This is a genomic window from Pseudomonas sp. O39 (assembly GCF_045447295.1).
In the GTDB taxonomy this organism is placed as follows: domain Bacteria; phylum Pseudomonadota; class Gammaproteobacteria; order Pseudomonadales; family Pseudomonadaceae; genus Aquipseudomonas; species Aquipseudomonas antarctica_A.
On record NZ_JBJGXV010000002.1, the window covers coordinates 314,390 to 334,424 of the forward strand.

Here is a 20,035-nt window from a genome sequence, read left to right on the forward strand (position 1 = left end):
TTAAAGAGGTTTGCTGAGCGGGGCGCCCGTGGGCACGCCGCTATGTGGCGTCAACACCGCAGAGGGCGAGGTCTTGGCAAAGAACACCAGGATTGCGGCGAGCACCGAGGTGCCGGCCAGGCCGTAAAGGCCGCCCTGAATCGAACCCGTGGTCTGTTCCAGAAAGCCGAAAGTGGTGGGTGCTACGAAGCCGCCCAGGTTGCCGATGGAGTTGATCAGCGCAATCACGGCGGCGGCGATGCGCACATCCAGGTAGCCCTGGGGGATCGGCCAGAACAGCGACGAAGCGGATTTGAAACCGATGGCCGCAAAGCAAATCGCGACAAAGGCGAAGATCGGCCCGCCGGTGGTGGACATGAACATGCCGACTGCGGCAATCAACAACGCGGCGGCCACCCAGGCTTGCTGGAACTTGAACTTGCCCGACAGCGCAGCGAAGGCGTACATGGCGATGATCGAGATCAGCCAGGGGATCGAGTTGAAGAGGCCGATCTGCACGTCACTCAGGTCGCCCATCTTCTTGATGATGCTCGGCAGCCAGAAGGTGGCGGCGTAAATCGTCAGTTGGATGCAGAAATACAAGGCGCAGAACAGCAGGATCTGGCGGTCCTTGAGCAGCTTGCCGAGGGTCGGTTTGACGCTGGTCAGCGCTTCACGCTCGCGCTGTTCCTGGTCGATGGCGCCCACCAGCGTGTCTTGCTCTTCGCGGGTCAGCCATTTGGCGTCGTGGGGTTTGGAGTCCAGCCAGAACCACACGAAGAACCCCAGTGCGACGGAGGCCAGGCCTTCAAGGGCGAACATCCACTGCCAGCCGTGAAAGCCGAACCCTTCGATTTGCAATAAGGCGCCCGACAATGGGCCGGAGATCAGCGACGCAACCGCCGAGCCGCTGAGGAAGATCGCAATGGCTTTGCCGCGCTCCACACCGGGCAACCAGCGGGTGAAGTAGTAGATCACCCCAGGGAAAAAGCCGGCCTCGGCCACGCCCAGCAGAAAGCGCAGGACATAGAACTGGGTTTCGTTCTGGATGAACGCCATCAGCGTGGCGACGATGCCCCAGGTGAACATGATGCGGGTTAGCCAGATTCGCGCGCCGACCTTTTGCAGCAGCATGTTGGAGGGCACTTCAAACAGCGCGTAGCCGATGAAAAACAGCCCGGCGCCCAGGCCGTAGGCGGCCGCGCCAATGCCCAGGTCATGCTCCATGTGCGTACGCACGAAGCCGATATTGACCCGGTCGATGTAGTTGAGGATGAACATGATCACGAACAGCGGGAGCACATGGCCCTTCACTTTACTCACGGCGCGCGCGAGGACCGAATCACGTTCTGAAGCGACAGATGCATGGCTTGAATTGTTCACAATTCAAAACTCCCCCTGATTTATTTTTATGCGGGTTTGCGTGTTTTGTTGATAGACATCATACAAGTTGATTTCTTGGCTTCGCAATCCGGTGGGTGATGTATTTGTTCTTATAAGGCCGTCAGCCAACTGGGTTTATTGGTTATTAGCTTATATATAAAGGGTTTGGCCGCCTTTTTTGAGAAGGTTTATGTGCGCTGGTACCTTCACGTACAGAAAAAGAGGTGTGACTCGAAAAGGTTGGTTGTCATACAAGATGGGTGGTTCTTTAATCTAGCCAACGTCGCCGCCAAACAGGGTGTTAAGCTCCCATCAGCCCAACCCCGTGGACCCTGATGATGCCCATTGAAAACCCAAGCCTTGTGCGTAAACGTCCCAATAACCTGGCCCAGGGCGTGGTCGACGCGCTGACCCAGCGCATCCTGCTCGGGCAACTCAAACCCGGTGAAAAACTGCCGTCGGAATCCACCATCGTCCTTGAGCACGGCGTGAGCCGAACGGTGGTGCGCGAGGCGATTTCCAAGCTGCAGGCTTCCGGGCTGGTAGAGACGCGTCACGGCATCGGCACCTTTGTGCTGGAGCCGCATGCCCAGCAGGGTTTGCGTTTGCATGTGGACACCGTCGCCAGCGTGCGTAACATGCTCGAGCTGCGCCTGGGCCTTGAGGTGCAGGCCGTGGCGCTGGCCGCCCTGCGCAGGAGTGACGAGCAACTTGCGCGCATGCGCGAGGCGCTGAACGACTACCAGGCCTCGCTCGCCAACAACGACAGTTGCGTGGAGGAGGACAAACGCTTTCATCAACTGATCGCCGAGGCCACCGGCAACACCTTCTTTACCGAGATCATGCTGCACCTGGGCAATGCGATGATCCCGCGCACTCAGGTCAAGGGCGTCGAACGCGGCGGGGCCGATTTCGCCAAGCTGGGGCAGTTGGCAAACCTGGAGCATGAGGCGATCTTCAATGCGATCAAGCGTCAGGACCCCGACGCGGCGCGGGCTGCCATGGTGTTGCACCTGACCAACAGCCGGGACCGGTTTTCGGGTGAGTAAACTTGTGGTGATAAGGAACAACCGTTGAACGAACACACATTGTCCATGCGCCTGGAGCGCGTGGCGGCGCAGGTGCCGGTGGGTGCGCGCCTGGCCGATATCGGCTCGGATCACGGCTACCTGCCGGTGGCGCTGATGCGCCGTGGCGTGATCACGGCGGCGGTGGCGGGGGAGGTCGCGACCACACCGTTTTACGCGGCCGAACGCACGGTGCGCGACAACGGCCAGGAACAGCACATCAGCGTGCGCCTGGCCGATGGTTTGGCGGCCATCGAACCCAGTGACGGCATCACGGCGATCAGCCTCTGCGGCATGGGCGGCGAGACCATTCGCGACATCCTCGACCGCGGCACGGCGCACTTGAGCGGCCGCGAACGCCTGATCCTGCAACCCAACGGCGGCGAACAACCCTTGCGCCAGTGGCTGATGGACAACGGCTACCAGATCCTGCACGAAGAGCTGCTGCGGGAAAACCGTTTTTACTACGAGATTATTGTCGCCGAGCGCGCCGAGCCGGTTACCTATACCGCCGAGCAGCTGTACTTCGGCCCGCTGCAAATGCAGGCCCGCAGCCCGGTGTTCCTGGCCAAATGGCAGCGCATGCTGCGCCAGAAGCAGAAGACCTTGGCCGGCTTTGAGCAGGCGCGCCAGGCCGTGCCGGAGCAAAAGCGGCAAGAGATCGCCCGGCACACGCGATGGATTACTGAGCTGCTGGCTTGTAACCTTTCCCAGGGCTGTGCAAAGATCAGCCCATGACTGAATTTTCGCAAAGCAACCGCCATCACCACCACGGACCTTCCCTCAGGTGCCGCGGTTGCTTGCGCTCACTGATTGACCAGAACCTCTGATCATTCAATGAACCACCCCCAAGGCGCCCACGGCGCCTTTTTTATTGCCTTGAAAAAATGGAGATTCAACACATGACCATGCTGCGCGGAACGCGAATTGTGACGGGTAAAGAAGCGCAAATGATGCGTGAAACAGAGGGCCGTTTCCGGAGCTATCTTCATCGAAGCGGGTGCTGAAGAAGCCATCTTGCCGGCACTGTGGGGCCAGGACACGTTTATCGAAAAAGCTGGCGGCAGTGAAATCATCGGGCAGATGTGGGCTTTCGACGACAAGGCGGGCCGCCAGTGCTGCCTGATCCCGGAAGCCACCGCACTGTTCCAGAAACGCAGCGCCGTTTTGCTTGATGGGCGAGCAGAGGCGATGTTTTTCTACGTCGCGCGGTGTTACCGATATGAGCGGCCTCAAGCCGGTCGCTATCGCGAATTCACCCAGCTGGGGTTGGAGATTCTCAGCTCCGACCCTGCGTTGGCGTTGCAGCGCAGCCAAGCCCTTTGCACCGGGTTTCTGAATACGCTCGGGCTCGACTATGAGCTGAACCTGGCGGTGAAGCGCGGGTTGAGTTACTACCTGCAAGGCAATGGCTTCGAAGTGCGCTGCCCGACATTGGGTGCGCAACAGCAGGTCGTGGGCGGCGGCGCTTATCGAGAGGGCGCCGGTTTCGGCATCGGCCTTGAGCGGTTGGTGCTTGCTTTGGCGTGATGGTCAAAGACGCCTCCCCGGAGGCGTCTCCTCGGCGGCGGCCGGATATGCTCCAATAGCGGCCTAATTTGCCCTCCAGGAACCCGATCATGGCCGACGCCACCGACCAAGCCTTCTACGACCGTGCAGACGCCCATATCGAACTGTCGAACGAACAGCTCAAAACCTGCGAAAACCTCGGCGAGGTCAGCGCCTCAATGATGTTCGGCACCACCCGCTTCAACGCCTGGGCCAGCGCACGCAATTTCAAGTCCGGCGCCGAAATGGCCGAGGCACGGGAAGCGATGCTGAAGTATTTCTGTGATCAGTACCGGATGATGCTCGAGGATAATCTGGACGATCACATTAATAATTTCAGTCAGTACATGCTGGTTAAAGCAACGGATTGAATGACGCGTACCGGGGCGAGCGGTGGGTGATGGCGGGTCGAGTTACCGTTTCACTCTCCCATTGAGTGCTTTCGCCCCATTTTCGCGCACGCCCGCGCATATTCTCCTCGCCGCACGGCCTATCTGCGGCCTCTGCACCAACGGCCCGTATCTTGCTTGAGCCAACTTAATCAATGACATGGCATTTTGCTTCTAGTCATTTCCAGGTTGTTTTCGGGAGCGGTCAGTCATGCACACTCTTCTATCACCCGGTATCCGCTTGCTCGGCCGTTTCGGTTTCGCGCGCAAGTTCCAGGTGCTGTTCTTCCTGTTCATGCTGCCCCTGGCCGGGAGCCTGTGGATGATCGGCCAGGACTACCGCGACAAACTCGCGGTGATTTCCAGCGAGCAGTCCGGCGTTCGCCAACTGTTGGCGCTCGATGCACTCGATGGCCAACTGACCGCGCAACGCAACCAGGCGGCCCGCTGGAAAGCCCTGGACATCCTGCACACCCCGACGCCCGCCGCCCAGGCGGCGATGGACAAGGTGGATGCCGGCAATCCCGTCATTATGCAAAGCCTGCAAACCCTGGGTGATGCGCTCAAGGCCCAGAACGCCAGTGTCGATACGTTGGCGCGTTTCGAGGCGTTGCAGGCGACGGTCAAGGGGATGGACACTCAGTCCCTGCGCACTGTGGGCTGGTGGCCGGACGGTTACGACCGTTTCACCGCTGCCCTGACCGCCATGCAAACCCTGCGCGAGCAGATCACCCTGGACACGGGCCTGATCCTCGATCCCTGGCTGGAAACCTACCTGCTGATGCAGATTTCCAGCCAGCACACGCCGGACTTGATCGAGCGCATCGGTCGCACGGCAAGCGTTGGGCAGTCGTCCATCGCGTCCGGCCAGTTCACCTTGCAAAGCCGCTTGCAGATGCGTGACCTGCGTGGCCGTATCGGCGATGCACGGGACCAGTTGGTCAAGGCCGCCGCTTCGCTCAAAGCTAAGCAATACGCGGGGCTTGAGCCGTGGACGGCGCAATACGAAAACAGCCTGCAGTTGTTGGATAACGAACTCAAGTCCCTGGACGACGGCGTATTTGGCGGCACGATCAAGCTCGACACCGCCGCCTTTGATCGCAGTGTCGACGGCATGCTGGGCGCGTTGGGTGCGTTGCGCAGCCAGTCGCTGCACTCACTGGATGAGCGCTTGAGTTATTACCACGACCGTTCACTCAAGCAGTTTATTCCAGTGGTGGCCACGTTCAGCCTGCTGGCCTTGGCGGCGCTGTACTTGTTCAGCTGCCTGCAAGCCTCGATCCGGCGCAGCGCCAGTGGCATCACCACGCTTGCCGAGTCGTTGCGCGACGGCAACTTGTGCGTCGAGGTGGCGGTAGAAGGGCGTGACGAACTGGCGGCGATCAGCACCGCGCTCAACGTCGCGGTGATGCAACTGCGCACCAGCCTGCTGGGCGTTAACCACGAGACCCAGCAACTGGGTTCAACCGTACTCACCCTTAATTCGCAATCGGGCAGCACGCTCACCGAGGTCGAAGACCAGCAGCACCAAATCAGCCAGATTGCGGCCGCCGCGACGCAACTGGCAGCCACCTCGATGGGGGTCGCCAAAAGCTGCGAACAGGCGTCGGGCAGCGCGCAGCAGACTCGGCGCATTGCCGAAGACAGCAGCCGTGACAGCCAGCGCACCACGGCCAGCATCCAGCAACTCAACCAGCGCCTGACCGACACGGCCAACGCGTTGGAACAAGTGAGCCAGCAGGGCCAGCAGATTCAATCAGTGGTCGACACCATTCGCGGCATTGCTGAACAGACCAACCTGCTGGCGCTCAACGCCGCGATTGAGGCTGCGCGCGCCGGCGAACAAGGCCGTGGTTTTGCCGTCGTGGCAGATGAGGTGCGCAGCCTCTCGCAACGCACTCAGGCCTCCACGGCGCAGATCGCCGGCACGGTGGACAGCCTGCGCGCGACCGTGAGCCAGGCCGTGAGCCTGATGAGCGCCGCGTGCGAACAGGCGCTGACCGACGCTGAGTCGGTCACCGGGCTGGGCACACGCCTGGGCGAGATCGCCGGCGCGGTGCAAAACGTCACCGACACCCTGGCGCAGATTGCCGCGGCGGTGGAAGAACAGGCGGCGACGGCGGATGAAGTGAGCGGCAATATCCAGCAAGTCGATCAGGCCGCAGGGCGTTTGCTTGACGGCGCACGTGCAGTCAACCAAGCCGCCGATACGCTGAGCAAAGGCAGCAAGGCGTTGAGTGAAAATACCGCGCGGTTCCGGCTGGTCTGATCCCCCATCCCGAGCTGACGGTGTATTTATTGGGGCGAGCGGGGCAAACCCGCTCGTCACCGCGTCGGCGTTGATCCCGGTTATACATTCTCTTGAGGGCACTCCCTGCTGCCAGTGTAGTCTGCTCTTACACACCCTGGTTTTTGCCCAACGGAGCCCCTCATGATCACTGTTCACCATCTCAACAACTCCCGCTCGCAACGTATCCTCTGGTTGCTCGAAGAGCTCGGCCTGCCTTACGAGGTCAAGCGCTACCAGCGCGACCCGAAAACCAACCTCGCGCCGCCTGAGCTCAAGGCGATTAACCCACTGGGCAAATCCCCGGTCATCGAAGACGGTTCCCTTGTCTTGATCGAATCTGCCGCCATCATCGACTACCTGATTCGTCGCCACGGCCAAGGTCGCCTGCAACCTGATCCTGCTACCGCCACCTACGACAAATACGTGCAATGGCTGCACTTCGCCGAAGGCTCGGCCATGCTGCCGCTGATGCTTAACCTCTACGTCGGCCGATTGGGTGAGGCGGGCGCACCGTTGCATCCGCGTATCGAATCGGAGTTGGCCAATTACCTGGGCTATTTGAACGACGTGCTGGCGGATACGCCGTACCTGGTCGGTGACGAGCTGAGTGGCGCGGATGTCCAGATGAGCTTTATCGGCGAAATCGCCAAGGCGCAAGGCAAGTTGCAAGCCTATCCGAACCTGTCAGCCTGGGTGCAACGCTTCCAGGCACGCCCCGCTTACCAGAAGGCAGTGGAGCAAGGTGGGGAATACGCGTTCGCCAAATAAAGCAGGTCAGGGGGCCGGTGTGCCCCCATTCCCTGTGCCTACCGACCTTCGAAGCGCTTCAACGAAAACGACGACAGGTCGAGGTCACTCGAACCACGTATGCACCATTGCGCAAACGCCTCGCCCAGCGCCGCCGAATGCTTGAAGCCGTGCCCCGAACATGGCGAGACCACCAGGGTGTGCTGCAGCGAAGGGTGTTCGTCGATGATGAAATGATGATCCGGTGTCACGGTGTAGGCGCACACCGCCGACTTGACCACGTTGGCCGTGACCCCGGCGATACGACCTCGTACCTGCTGTTCGTACATCTCCTGCCCTTGCGCCGCCGAGACCGTGCGGTCCAGTGTCTCGGGGGTGGACGTGGTGTGATATTGCGCCGTGGCAAGTTTCAAGCTGCCTTCCCCGGGCTGCGCGGGAAAGCCATAGTGGCACTGATCCTCGCGCCGGCCGTGTGTGAGGATGTACGTGGGTGATTTCCCCACCAGATCCGCGTCCGGCTCAAGCTCAAACCAGAACAACTGTTGCCGATAGACGCTGAGCAGCCGATCAAACGGCGCCCCGAGCAAACCTCCCGCCCAGTTGCCCGCACTCACCACCAGCTTGTCGGCCTGTAGCGTGCGCCGGTCGGTGGTCACCGTCACGCCGTGCGCGTCGGAGCTGATGTGAGTCACCGTCTCGCCCTTGTACAGCGTGGCGCCGTGTTGCTCGGCCAGCTTGAGTTGCACCTCAATACAGCGCTCCGGGCGCACAAACCCGCCGCCCGGCTCGTAGTAGCCGATGGCGCTGTCCGCCACCTTGGCGAATTGGGGGAAACGTTGGCGAATCTGCGCGGCATCCAGCACTTCATGGTCGATGCCATAGGTTTGCGCCAGGCCAATCGTACGCAGGGTGAAGTCGGTTTTATCATGGGGGTCAACGTCATCGCTGGACGTCAGCACCAGCAACCCAGACTGCTCAAACAGTGCTTCTCCCGACACCGCTTCCAGCTCGCGCCATATACGGTGCGAATTGCGCACGATGGGCACGTATTGCGCGCCTTCGCCGACTGACAGCCGCGTGATGCGAGTGTCGCCGTGGCTTGAGCCAAACGTATGGGGCGGGTGATGACGGTCGATACCCGCGACGTTTACACCGGCTTTCGCCAGTTGGTAGACCGTGGCGGCACCCATGGCACCCAGGCCGATGACCAATGATTCATAGCGTTCCAAGGTTGATCCTCGCGTAGGGGGAGGCGAACAGTTGAAGGGAATGTGCAAGAAAAACAATGAAAATTGGGGCTGGCCTTGAGGGGCTGGATTTTCCTAATAGACACTCAAGGCGTGGAAACATCGAAGCGGCCTCACCTGCGTCGTTCGTGATGCAACACGAATACTTTCCAGAATCGCCCGGGCTTGCTAAGTCGAATCGTTTGTCGGCTCATCTTCGCAATAGTTACGCTGATTCGGTATGCAGTTTCATCGTCGCACTGCGCTTGAGCATGTGCGTGCTCTTTCATGGATGAGTGGAGGCTCAGGCCAGGCGTCGGCGCCAATCGCCGCCATGCTGGGCGCTGCAGGCCTCTTCTGAATCGAAGCGTACGCAGCGCTCCATTGGCACCGGAGCCACTTCGGCGTCGTGCAACGCAGCAGCGGTCAGTTCCCGCATGCGTTGCTCGGCTCCGGTTGCCAGGGCGTGGTCCAGGTTGGCCCGCGTGTCGAACACCCAAATCACCCGCAGGCTTTGAGGGAAGGTGGCGTAGTCCACGGTGTGCGTCAGCCAGTCGAAGCCTGGAATTTCGGCTTTGGCGATTTCACAGGCTTCGGTGAGGGTGGCGACCAGGCGGCGTTCGATACGGGCGTTGTCGCGTTTGGTTGAGGGCATAGGAACTCGGGTGAGGGCAATGATTGAAGAGTGTTCTGAGCGTGTTCTAAAGAACGCTCATCCGTGAATCAATATGCGTCGCCATGTTTTCCAGGGACAGCCGGATGCACTCACTGACTTCGTGATCTTGCACCAACTGATCAAGCGAGGCTTTTGATGCCAGCAAATTCACCGTGAATGACGCGTCATCCACGATCACGGCTGACAGGGTTTCCAGCACCAGGCGTAAAGCCGCCTGTGCAGCGCTGGCCCTGGGGGAGGCGTTGTACAGCGCAACGGGCATGCCCGCAAACGCCTCCAGGCTCACCAGCCAGTCCAGCATGTTCTTGAACGACCCGGGTATTCCCCGTGCGTATTCCGGGCAAGAGATCAGCAGGCCATCGGCCCGGCTGATTTGGTCGTACAGATCCAGAACAGCTGCGCCCGGCGTATTCAGCAGGTCCGGATTGAAGTGCGGTAACTGGCCGATGCTGTCGTAGGAGGTGATCGAAACACCCTGTGGGCAAAGCCGGACAGCAGCGGACAACAGCATCGAGTTGGAGGAAGCCTCTCTCAGGCTTCCCGAGAGTGCGAGAAGATGAATCATCCAAGGTGTCCTTATCGCTGCTGGAGCGCAATTTTCAGCCCCAGGCCCATAAACAGCGTGCCGATGATTTTGCCTTCCCACTGGCGCAGCCTGGAAAGCCCTTTGAACCCTCGGCTCAACGGGCGGACGGCGATGGCAAGCAAACTGGTGTAAACCGCGCTGAGCCCCGAAAAGATCAAGCCCAGTAGCGCAAACTGTACCAGCGACGAGCCTGATTCCGGATGAACGAATTGCGGCAGGAACGCCAGAAAGAAGATCGCGGTTTTCGGGTTCAGCACCTCTGCGCCCACGGCCTGGAAATACGCCTGACGCGGTGTCACCGCAGGCAACTCAAGCCGTGCATGTGTGCCGGTTTTGGCCATGAACGCCCGCACGCCCAGGTAGATTAAATAAGCCGCACCCGCCCATTTCACCGCGTTAAACGCCGCCGCCGAAGTCATCAGAATCGCCGATAAACCCAGCGCCGCGCACAGGGTGTGAATCAGATCGCCCGAAGCCACCCCCAGCCCGGTCGCGATGCCGACCCTGCGCCCGCCTTGAATCGTGCGGGTGAGCACCAGCAACACAGAGGGGCCAGGGATCAGGAAAAGGCCAATCACCACGGCGACGTAAGTGACGAGGGAGGCGAGTTCAAACATGGCGGGCTATCTCGAAATAGGGCTCGGCGTACAGTTATCCTCATGTCTTGGGGCAATGCAACGTCATTTCAGGCAAACGCCGCGACGATAAACGCCTCCAGCCCCTTCTCCTCCAGAATCTCGATAGAGAAATGCCCAAAGCGCTTGGGCAACCAGATGATGCGTTTGCCGGAGGGCGAGCGCAGGTCCTCAAGGCTCAATGGCCTGCCGTTTTCATCCTCCGGTTGCACACCGGAGGCGACCAATTCGGCATAGGCCACTTCGATGTCCGGCGTCGTGTAGCAATGCCGATAAATCATCCCTTCGCCGTGGGCGTCCAACAGCTCTCGCAGGTTGCCCGCCAACGGCTGAACCAACATGAACCGCTCCTGGCCCATCAACGCAATCGCAAAACGCACATGCAGGCCGCCGCGCTCCCACACCTGGGTGCTGGAGATTTTGGCGTTGAGAATCTTCGCGTAGTAGGCGCATGTCGCTTCAAGGTTCTCGACCAGCACGTCGACGTGACTGAATTTCAGATCCATTGCTTGCCCTCTGGCGGATGTGGGTACACGCGACAGTAGCCGATTTACAACTGTTAACGTATTCAAAACAGCATTCGAGATAGGCTCTGGCGGGCACGTCTGGATCAGCCCTGTTTAATGAGCCCACTACCATGCACCTGCCCGCCACCGCCGCTGCGCTTCTTGCGTTTGCCACGCTGCAAGTGCCTTTCGTACATGCCGCCACGCCCATCACCCATGTCGCCATCTACCGTGGCCCGGCAGGCTGCGATGACTGTTCCGAGAGCGTGAAAAGAGCATTGCAGCGGCTCAGCCCGACTTATCAGATCGACTTTGTGGGCGCCGATGAATCCGTCGACATCACGCCACACAACCTCGCGCGCTATGACCTCTATGTGCAACCGGGCGGCGGCCAGGATATCCCCGCCGCCCTCGACAGCCTGGGTAAGGCGCGCGCTGAAGCCATTCGCGACTACGTCGCCAAGGGCGGGCGCTATTTGGGGCTGTGCATGGGCGCGTACCTGGCGGATAACAGCAACCTTGGCCTGATACCCCAGGACCTTGATTCCGAAGCGGGCAGGCCCGGGTTTGAAGTGGCGGGCATTGCGGATGCGGCGGTGCGGGTTGTGTGGGAGGGGAAGGCCGACAGTGTGTTTTATCAGGATGGGCCGTACTTTCCCAAAGCGGATGGGGCGTCGCCTTACACAACCATTGCGACCTATCACAACGGTGACGTGGCGGCGGCGCGGTATACGTATGAGAAGGGCGTGGTGGTGCTGAGCGGGCCGCATCCGGAGGCGGGTGAACAGTGGTTTGAGGATGCGGGGGTAGCGGTGAGTGAGATGCCGCGGGGGGAGTTGTTTGGGTCGCTGATGCGTGGAGTGGGGGAGTAGTGGCGTTTTTGGAGAGGCTGCGATTTGTTGTCGTGGTCTGAGCTCTAATTCCCGTCCGTTCTAACCGTGCATTAAGTTCTCAGTAGGGAGCGCCTGCCTGGGTCTGCCAATTTGGGTCTCCTACGAACGATCAAATTTGGCTGAAATCGGTTAGTCGTAGCTGGCAGCTATCGGCCGCAGCAGACACTCAGAAAGCGTCCTGAACGATAAGGTTCTCATGTCATGAAATCATCCAGCTGTCGTACCATCGATACATCGACAGAACGGAGGTTGATATGGGAAATGGTCAGGGCAAACGAGTCGTTGTCATTGGTGCAGGCATCGTTGGCGCGTCATTGGCGTATCACTTGGCAGTTAAAAGCGCGAATGTCACTTTGGTAGAAGCTGAAGATATAGCGTCGGGAGTGACAGGCAGCTCATTCGCTTGGCTCAATGCCTCACACCCCGAACCTGACCCAATTGCGCAACTGCGCGGTTCTGCCATCAAGGAGTACCGGCGACTCGAAACGCAGCTGCCAGGTCTGGAGATACGATGGACAGGTGCCTTGTCTTACAGCGTGATGGCGATTGGAGCGCTACCGATCTCAGGTCACCAGGCTTCGGCAAACCTAGTGTCTCGATCGCAAATTCTCGACCTTGAACCAAATCTCAAGAACCCTCCCCAGTCTGCTATGTATGCGGCTGAAGAAGGAGCGCTGGACGCAGTGGCAGCTACGCATGCGTTGATCGCAGGTGCCCAGGCGCATGGGGCGAAGATTCTCACTCAGACGCGCGTGCTCGGTTTTGTAACCCAGCGTGCAACGGTTACCGGAGTGGAAACAACAATAGGCATCATCAATGCCGATATTGTCGTACTGGCAGCCGGGACAGGCATCACGAAGCTGGCAGACATGCTTGGAGCGTCCCTGCCAATAGAGGCATCTCCTGCCATTTTCATCCGTTACAAGTCACAACCCAACCTCGTGCACACCATCATCTCCAGCCCTGAAATGGAAGTGAGGCAAAGTTCGGATGGTACGTTGCTGGCAGCAGAGGATTACCTGGACGACGCCGTGGAAAATCAGCCGGCAGCGATAGCGCTTCGAACTGCCAAGATAATCCAGAACGAACTCCATGGTGTTGTTTCCATAGATACGGGACGGGTTTGTGTCGGACTCAGGCCCATGCCTGCCGATGGCATCCCCATCATCGGTTATCTACCCAAAGTGGGTGGCGTCTACGTTTGTGCAATGCACCCTGGAATTACTTTGGCGGCGACAGTGGGACGTCTGGCCAGCGAGGAGATCATCGATGACAAGGCGTCCAGTGCCCTTTGCCCGTGCCGGCCAGATCGATTTTTGCAAGCGTAGGGGCATCCTCTTGTGAGGCAGAAATCGGCCAAAGGCAGACGCTCAAAAATGGCAGGTACTGCAAAATTGGGGTCAGACCAAAAATCTTTCCCCTTTTTTCTTGGGGCAGACCACGAATATCTCCCCCTCTTTAAAAGCATGAACCAAGCTGGGCAGACTTTCTCAAGTCCGATGATATGCTCGGCGCGAAAGTGGGTTTATTGGGTATTGAAAATAATCCGGGACAGACCACGGTTAATCTCTCCTGTTAGTCGTCTGTCACCTAATGCCTACGGCCTGCTAGCAGTAGGGGCTGTTGCCGTTTCACTCGCAGCAACGCGGCTCGCGATGAAACGGCAACAGACCCTAAAGCTGAAAGCGCGAGATGTTCTCTCGCAATGTCACGCTGGTGCGTGCCAGTCCTTCGCTTTCCTGCTGAGCGCTGCGGAAGGCTGCAGCGGATTGCTCGGCGCTTTCGCTGACGGTGACGATGCCCCGGCTGATCTGCTCGGCAACGGTACTCTGCTGCTCGGCGGCAGCGGCGATTTGGTGGTTCATGCCGTTGATTCGCTCGATCATGGTTACGATTGTGCTTACCGCGTCACCGGCCTCGGAAACGCCGGACACCGACTGCGCACTGGAGCGTTTGCAGCGTTGCATATGCTGCGAGGTCTCGTCGGCAATTTTCTGCAGACTGGCGATCAGTCCCTCAATCTCTGAGGTGGCCTTCTGGGTACGCTTTGCCAGGCTGCGCACCTCGTCGGCTACCACTGCGAAGCCGCGTCCGGCCTCGCCAGCACGGGCAGCTTCGATGGCTGCATTGAGGGCCAGCAGGTTGGTCTGGTCGGCCACCGACTTGATCACTTCAAGTACGCCGCCGATATTGCCGGTTTCATCCTTCAGCCGGACCATGGCCATGTTGGACTGTTCTATTGTCTCGGCCAGCTCGCCGATCATGTTGACGGCATCTTTGGCCTTCTGCTGGCTGTACAGGGCCGCGCTATCGGCCTCGCTGGCGGCACTGGCGGCGGATTCCGCATTGCGCGCGACATCCTGCACGGTGGCGGCCATTTGGTGAACGGCGGTGACGATCTGCTCGACCTCGCCCTGTGCCATGGCCACGCTTTCGGCGTTTCTCAGGCTCGATTGGCTAAGCTCCTGGCTGGAATCGGCCACGGTCTGTGAGGACAGGTTTATGCCCTTGGTCATGTCCCGCAGGTTCTCCTGCATGCTCAGCAGGGCGGCCATGATGCTGGCTTGTGGTGGCTCAATCGTGCGCTCGCTAGCGCGCAGATCGCCCTGGGCAACCCGTTGAGCGAGCTGGTTGAGTTCACTCGGTTCGGCACCCAGCGCGCGCAGCAGGTTGCGGCTGATGACGTAGCCCAGTACCGCTGCTAGTAAGATGGCCAGCGCAGTAATGACGAGCAGCAGGTTGCGTTGAGAAAGATAGTGTGCGTCATTTTCGCTGACCTGCAGGTCTGCCTTCTGGTTGGTGTAGCGCAGGTATTGGCCAATTGCCTGGGTCAGCTCGGCCAGTAATGGTGTGCACTGCTCGCTGACCATGCGCAGGGCCTCGTCGTTTTCACCCTTGAACAGGTGCTCGGCAATGGTGTGCGCTACCGGTTCGTAGCGGCTCTCGACCTGCTCGATGGTTGAGAACAGTTCACGTGCTTTGGGCGACACATCATCATGGTTATCAATTGCCTGGCGTAGCGCGGCGAGGCTGCTGGCCACCATTTGTTCGTTGGCGGCAATCGCGCCCCGCTGCTGTCCTCTCGCGGTGACATTGCTGTTCAAGGCGATGTTACGCAGGGCAATCGCGCGCTGGGCGGCGGCGTCGTTTAGTGTGTTGGCCAGGCGGGTGCGTGCATCAATGCCATTAACGTAGAGAAAAAAGTCCTTATTGCTGTTTGCAAGGGCGTACAGCGAGATAGCGGCGATCAGCAACATAAACGCGAGCAGGCTGGCATAGCCGGCATAGAGACTGGTCCGTGTAGAGAGCCGGGGAGTGTGCGATGGCATGGCGTACCTGCGTAATGGGAGGAGCAATTTAGGGACACCTGCAAGGGTATGTATTCGCCCTTTGTCCGCATCCTGCGCAGGTATTCTTTTGTTCGACGGCAACGAGTAGCGGCGTTATTTCCTGTCTGGGTAAAACTTGTACAGGTTCTGATACTTGTACAAGTCTTGTACAACTATATTGGGGTGATGTCGTCATGACATCATCTAATCCAGATGAACGGTCAGTGACCTCCTGTTTCTGGCAGGCGCGAGAAATAGAGGCCTGGCTATCGGGCTGACTGGTGTTTGGCGGCGATACAGCCCAAGGCCATCCTTGGGCCGATAGAATCCTGCGAGCGCTGTAAAAATGCGTAGCGCTATTTCTGTACAAGTATTTTGTAGGGGGGGGAGCTAGGGCGCGCTAATTGTGAGCCTGCGCTGCGCTAAGGGCTGTTGCCGTTTCATCGCGAGCCGCGTTGCTGCGAGAAATGGCTCCCGGTTATGGGGGGGCGAGTTCATTCTCGGATCTGCATGCGAGATGGCGGGGCAGGTTTGCCCAACGTGCGGCGAGGGGGTTAGGCAAATGGCGAGCCATGGCGTTGACTGACCACTTGCGGGACATTCATGCCGGCTGGTGAGCATGAGAGGGACTAGCGGATTGATCGACATGAACGTCTGATTGGTCGATTTTGCCAGCTTATCAGCCGCCAGTTATCTCCGACGTTAATGTCTACTTTTGGCCGATAGCTGCCTGTCACAAAAAACCATCACCTGAACGGACACTCGCCAACACCAGCCAAGCTCAAAAAGCAGCTCGCCCCCTTACTGCAACGGAACATATACATCCGTTTGCCATTGGTCCTGCGGTGTTTGCGGATACACGCTCAGGTAGTGGAAGAACAGTGGCTGATCACGCAGTTCTTCGCCACTGGCTGGCAGCCAATCGCGGTAGATCGGATAGATCGATTCGCCGATGTGGTCCGGCGACCCCACGTGCCGCACGACGACGTAGCGTCCGCCGGCAATGACCCGTTCGTGCACGCCGAACGCATTCGGTTTCACCGCCTCGTGAATCTCGCCGCAAATGGCGAAGCGGAATGCGTCTGCTGGCGTGGTGTCGGGGTTGCCGTAGGGGATGCCAAAGCTGCGACTCGATGCCACCGGCGATTGCCCGCTCTGCATGCGCCACTCGATGAACCTGCTCACGCTCTCATTGACGAGCCTGGGGGCGCCGCAATGTTCAAGCGCTGCGACCCGGACTTCGGGGAATTCGACGATTCGTACTTGCATGATGATAGTCCTGGAAAAGTGAGGGATGGCGAACACCGCATGCCAGACCTGCCAGTTCGGCGCCTTCCTGAACGCACTCGGCGTCATACCGACCGCTCGCTTGAACGCCCTGCAAAATGCCTCGGGACTGTCGAAACCGGCACCGAGTGCCGCCTCCAGTACCGAGTGATCCGCAGCGGCGGCCAAGCGATGGGCGGCCCGTCGTAGCCGCATAAGTTGCACATAACGTGAAACCGGCACGCCGACGAACGCGGTGAATTGGCGATGGAAGTGAAACGTCGAAAAATTCGCCACATGGCTCAGCGTCTTCAGCGACAGATCACCTTCGAGATTCTCATCGATGTAGGCGAGTACGGCGTTGAAGCGCTTCGTGTAAGCGACGTTGATCGGCGTGTCGGACACTGGGACAAGCTCCTGGAAGTAGGGTCGGCAATAGAGTCGACTATAGCGACGGGAGCCTGCCTAGCCGGGTTTGCTCAACGCGGGTGTTGGGTTGGAAATTCCATAGATAAGTGACCGTCCCATTCACCCCAGCGACGTCTCCCATTGAGCGCGCGTCAGTCCGTAACACTTCGCCAAGGCCGGCGCAGCGGATATTTTCAGTTCGGCGTCATACAAATGCACCGCGCCCAACTTCAGCGTGGCCGTTTGCGAACGAATGTTCGTAGGCGCTATGTGGAAATAGACGATGTCGTAAGCCCTGAATGCGTGCTCCAGCATCAACTGCTTAAGCTCGCGGTTGGCATTGCCACCCCACTTCGCACGCACCAGAAAGGTAAAACCGATGGCAATGCTTTTCGGTAGATCCGGCGGCGTGTAGTAGCTTGATGTGCCAACGATATCCCCTGAGGCAATATCAATGACCGCGAGCGCTTTCTTCGTGGCGAGTAGAGAGGCGAAGTACGCCTCGAACACATCGCGTTTATAGCGATCCCTGGCGGGATGGCCGCCCCAGATGTGTGGATCAGTCGCCGCGTGAAACATACCTTCAAGATCACTGTCTGCCAGAGGTTTGAGCCTCAGGGTGCTGCCGCGCAGATCGGGTTGGCAGTCGAAGTCGGGGCGGACATGGGGTTCTTTCCGATGGGCCAAGGGGTTGGAGCCAGTCTAGAGCGGCAGTTTGATAAAGAAAGATCCAATGTGACGGGTAATGAGGGGGCCATCACTGTAGAAAAAGGGACGGATTTGTTTTCCGGTTGGAAAGCGCCCTCCGTTGGAGGCGACGCATTGAAGATCACAAACACCGAGTCGTTCCCAAGGCCAACACAGCCGCTCTAATCCGATGCCGAGCACCGCGCCTTCTCGATAGACACCGCCGCTGCCAACTTGTTTTTGTGTAAAAACGGTGTAAAAACGGGGTCAGACCACGTTTAATAATAGTGGTCTGACCCTATTTTCGCTGCTATTTCCGCTGATAGTGCAGTGGAATCATGGCCGTCACAGCCTTAAAGCGATGATGCGGCGTAGAGCTTCCCAAATTAGCTGTCCGGGCGAGTTCTTCGATGCGTAATGGTTGGGTGTAATGGTTGTTCTATTTGCTACCATATATTTAATGGATTATAACTCAAGTGAAAATAGCTCCCCGTAAAGTCCGCTACATCAAGCTAGGTTTTGGTGGTGAATGGGAGTCGTCTTGTATAGAGCAGAACACAATTAGGCTGGGGTATCGAAGCCCCCTGCACCAGGATTCGCTTGACGGCAATTGGGATGCTATACATTCGTATTGGGTTGATGAGCGTAAAGGTGATCGAGGAACGGCGACTCGAGATATCAATCAGATCCGAGACTTCTACGAGCTTGATGAAAGTGATCTCTGGATTACCTTCCACAAAAAAAAACTTTACTGGTGTTGTGCTTCCAAGGAAGTGATTGAGCAAGACGATAAGAGTCGCATCAGGAAAGTCGTCGGACATTGGTCGTCCTGCGATATTTACGGCAAGCCACTCCGTGTGGAAAATATGGATGGGCGCCTTACGAAGGTTCAGGGTTTTCGTGGCACCATTTGCGGTATAGGGATGCAAGACTACCTGATTGACAAGATCAACGGCCATAATCCGCCCGAGGTCGAACAGGCGAAATCTTCCTTAGAGAGGCTAAAGGAGGATGTCCAAGAAGTTATCAAGGGTTTGTGGTGGCACGACTTTGAACTGCTGATCGACTTGATATTTTCAAAATCGGGCTGGCAGCGATTTTCTGTTCTAGGGAAAACAGAAAAAGATATTGATCTAGATGTATACTCTCCTTCAACGCAGCGCCGCGCTTTTGTTCAAATAAAGTCATCCACAACTCGGGCAGAACTGCAGTCCTATATCGAAATCTTTCGAGAATACGATCAGTTTCACGAAATGTACTTTGTCTACCATACATCTCGTGAACAATTGATGGATATTGGGCTTGCAAATGATCGAGTCCATCTCTGGGATTTGAAGGCAGTTGCCTCGTTGGTTGTGAGTGCCGGTTTGGTCGAGTGGCTTTTAAACAAGCGATCTTGATTACTCTCCGTCATGATGGCTGGATTAATTTTAATCAGTGGAGGATGGCATTAATGCAGCAGAGATTATTCTTTGACTCATCGAAGACGATTTACTCTGAGGTGACCGCTATTTTTGATTTTATTTGGCCTACAGCTGCCGCGATGTGGAATCTACGTTGGCAGGTAAAGGGTTTGGTTGGGGAGAGCCCAGATATTAGTCAAGAAGTTCTTCTCGGGAGATTTGTGGTTGGAAGTGATATTCGAGGGGCCAACTTAAGGCGTTCATGTATTGATAATACGTGGGGACAGCAAAAAGAACAGTTCGCAAAAATCATGTTGGCGGAATTTTGCGCGCTGTATGAGGCGTGGTACTCAGCACTAAACGAAGAACTATTGGGGTTGTTCAAAAGTAAGAAGAAGAAGATTTATGAGTATCCCGAGATTTTGAAAGAACTTGCGTCTATGCCGAATAGCACGCCGCTTGAGGCAGTGATTTATTTGGCGCTCACGGGCAATAAAAAGTGCGATCTTAAAGCGCTTCCTCATATGATTTCATGTTATAGATTTTTTAAAGAGTTGAGGAATGGTTATATACATAATGGAGGAGTCGCGGGTCAGCGTCAGCTAGATGCCTATTTGTTGTACAACTCGCTGTCGGCAACGGATTTGGGTGTCTCTGAGGTGCCTGAACATCCAAATATTAAACTTGGGCATAAGTATCAGTTGACGCTGAGGGGGGTGGTGGGGTTTGGTGATGTTCTGTTGCGACTCATTGTTACGCTTGATGCTGAGTTTGCGAGAAAAAGTTTGGCGGAACATGTATTTGTCAAAAAATGGAAGGTTAATGTTTCCCAACGATACATTTTGCCGGCAAATGAGCAAGATGCTGACCGAATGATCCGAAAGCTTATTTTGAAAATGCATTTGAAAGCACCCAAGACGGCGCTGGCCTTGAAGGGACTTTTAAAGGAGCATGATTTGGTCGGTGCGTTTTAGATGAGCACTGATTGCTAGTGGGTAAAAAGCGGGGGGCAGCCCC

At 57.7% G+C, this 20,035-nt stretch carries 19 protein-coding genes and 1 pseudogene; 10 read left to right on the top strand and 10 right to left on the bottom strand.

Going from position 1 to position 20,035, the window contains the following annotated elements; all coding sequences use genetic code 11:
• Positions 1-1,362: an MFS transporter gene (locus ACI77D_RS03910; protein WP_407016086.1), complete on the bottom strand. Its 1,362-nt coding sequence runs from the start codon at positions 1,360-1,362 to the stop codon at positions 1-3.
• A 338-nt stretch (positions 1,363-1,700) separates the two neighbouring features.
• Between ACI77D_RS03910 and ACI77D_RS03915 the strand changes: the two genes are divergently transcribed.
• The 6 genes from ACI77D_RS03915 (at position 1,701) to ACI77D_RS03940 (ending at position 7,424) form a co-directional block, all read left to right on the top strand.
• Positions 1,701-2,411, top strand: a complete 711-nt coding sequence (locus ACI77D_RS03915; protein ID WP_064453291.1) for a FadR/GntR family transcriptional regulator — start codon at positions 1,701-1,703, stop codon at positions 2,409-2,411.
• Between the two features lie 24 nt (positions 2,412-2,435).
• The gene (locus tag ACI77D_RS03920; protein ID WP_407016087.1) at positions 2,436-3,167 is read left to right on the top strand and encodes a tRNA (adenine(22)-N(1))-methyltransferase; all 732 of its coding nucleotides are present in this window, start codon (positions 2,436-2,438) and stop codon (positions 3,165-3,167) included.
• A 219-nt stretch (positions 3,168-3,386) separates the two neighbouring features.
• Complete coding sequence (locus ACI77D_RS03925; RefSeq protein WP_407016088.1) at positions 3,387-3,959, top strand: ATP phosphoribosyltransferase regulatory subunit; 573 nt, start codon at positions 3,387-3,389, stop codon at positions 3,957-3,959.
• 89 nt (positions 3,960-4,048) lie between these two features.
• On the top strand, positions 4,049-4,348 hold the full coding sequence (locus ACI77D_RS03930) for a DUF3144 domain-containing protein (protein ID WP_064453288.1): 300 nt from the start codon (positions 4,049-4,051) through the stop codon (positions 4,346-4,348).
• 1,594 nt (positions 4,349-5,942) lie between these two features.
• Positions 5,943-6,635, top strand: a complete 693-nt coding sequence (locus tag ACI77D_RS03935; RefSeq protein WP_407016149.1) for a methyl-accepting chemotaxis protein — start codon at positions 5,943-5,945, stop codon at positions 6,633-6,635.
• Positions 6,636-6,797: 162 nt separating this feature from the next.
• The gene (locus ACI77D_RS03940; RefSeq protein ID WP_407016089.1) at positions 6,798-7,424 is read left to right on the top strand and encodes a glutathione S-transferase family protein; all 627 of its coding nucleotides are present in this window, start codon (positions 6,798-6,800) and stop codon (positions 7,422-7,424) included.
• Positions 7,425-7,462: 38 nt separating this feature from the next.
• On the opposite strand, the gene solA is transcribed toward ACI77D_RS03940, so the two are convergent.
• The 5 genes from solA to ACI77D_RS03965 all read right to left on the bottom strand — a co-directional run bounded on the left by solA (position 7,463) and on the right by ACI77D_RS03965 (position 11,032).
• Positions 7,463-8,632: an N-methyl-L-tryptophan oxidase gene (solA, locus tag ACI77D_RS03945; protein ID WP_262665622.1), complete on the bottom strand. Its 1,170-nt coding sequence runs from the start codon at positions 8,630-8,632 to the stop codon at positions 7,463-7,465.
• 301 nt (positions 8,633-8,933) lie between these two features.
• Complete coding sequence (locus tag ACI77D_RS03950; protein WP_064453285.1) at positions 8,934-9,284, bottom strand: hypothetical protein; 351 nt, start codon at positions 9,282-9,284, stop codon at positions 8,934-8,936.
• A gap of 46 nt (positions 9,285-9,330) precedes the next feature.
• The gene (locus ACI77D_RS03955) at positions 9,331-9,870 is read right to left on the bottom strand and encodes an NADPH-dependent FMN reductase (protein WP_082895926.1); all 540 of its coding nucleotides are present in this window, start codon (positions 9,868-9,870) and stop codon (positions 9,331-9,333) included.
• Between the two features lie 11 nt (positions 9,871-9,881).
• The gene (locus ACI77D_RS03960; RefSeq protein ID WP_064453284.1) at positions 9,882-10,508 is read right to left on the bottom strand and encodes a LysE family translocator; all 627 of its coding nucleotides are present in this window, start codon (positions 10,506-10,508) and stop codon (positions 9,882-9,884) included.
• A 68-nt stretch (positions 10,509-10,576) separates the two neighbouring features.
• Positions 10,577-11,032, bottom strand: coding sequence for a VOC family protein (locus ACI77D_RS03965; RefSeq protein ID WP_262665619.1), 456 nt, complete (start codon positions 11,030-11,032; stop codon positions 10,577-10,579).
• A 131-nt stretch (positions 11,033-11,163) separates the two neighbouring features.
• Here ACI77D_RS03965 and ACI77D_RS03970 point away from each other — a divergent pair, with 131 nt between their 5' ends.
• Positions 11,164-11,904: a BPL-N domain-containing protein gene (locus ACI77D_RS03970; RefSeq protein ID WP_064453282.1), complete on the top strand. Its 741-nt coding sequence runs from the start codon at positions 11,164-11,166 to the stop codon at positions 11,902-11,904.
• Between the two features lie 275 nt (positions 11,905-12,179).
• Positions 12,180-13,253 (top strand): FAD-binding oxidoreductase, encoded by a 1,074-nt coding sequence (locus tag ACI77D_RS03975; protein WP_262665617.1) that lies wholly within the window; start codon positions 12,180-12,182, stop codon positions 13,251-13,253.
• Between the two features lie 345 nt (positions 13,254-13,598).
• Here ACI77D_RS03975 and ACI77D_RS03980 read toward each other — a convergent pair whose 3' ends face one another.
• From ACI77D_RS03980 to ACI77D_RS03995, 4 genes and pseudogenes are all read right to left on the bottom strand, one after another.
• Positions 13,599-15,254, bottom strand: coding sequence for a methyl-accepting chemotaxis protein (locus ACI77D_RS03980; protein WP_064453280.1), 1,656 nt, complete (start codon positions 15,252-15,254; stop codon positions 13,599-13,601).
• A gap of 801 nt (positions 15,255-16,055) precedes the next feature.
• Positions 16,056-16,925, bottom strand: a complete 870-nt coding sequence (locus tag ACI77D_RS03985) for a GyrI-like domain-containing protein (RefSeq protein ID WP_407016090.1) — start codon at positions 16,923-16,925, stop codon at positions 16,056-16,058.
• 123 nt (positions 16,926-17,048) lie between these two features.
• Complete coding sequence (locus tag ACI77D_RS03990) at positions 17,049-17,615, bottom strand: GNAT family N-acetyltransferase (RefSeq protein WP_407016091.1); 567 nt, start codon at positions 17,613-17,615, stop codon at positions 17,049-17,051.
• Positions 17,616-17,928: 313 nt separating this feature from the next.
• Positions 17,929-18,054: pseudogene (locus tag ACI77D_RS03995) on the bottom strand (AraC family transcriptional regulator CmrA); the annotation flags it as partial.
• 37 nt (positions 18,055-18,091) lie between these two features.
• Between ACI77D_RS03995 and ACI77D_RS04000 the strand changes: the two are divergent.
• Positions 18,092-19,015, top strand: coding sequence for a restriction endonuclease (locus ACI77D_RS04000; RefSeq protein ID WP_407016092.1), 924 nt, complete (start codon positions 18,092-18,094; stop codon positions 19,013-19,015).
• A complete protein-coding gene (locus tag ACI77D_RS04005) occupies positions 18,991-19,992 on the top strand; it encodes a hypothetical protein (protein WP_407016093.1) in 1,002 nt (333 codons plus the stop codon). The genes ACI77D_RS04000 and ACI77D_RS04005 overlap by 25 nt, the downstream gene beginning before the upstream one ends.
• The last annotated feature ends 43 nt before the right edge of the window (positions 19,993-20,035 follow it).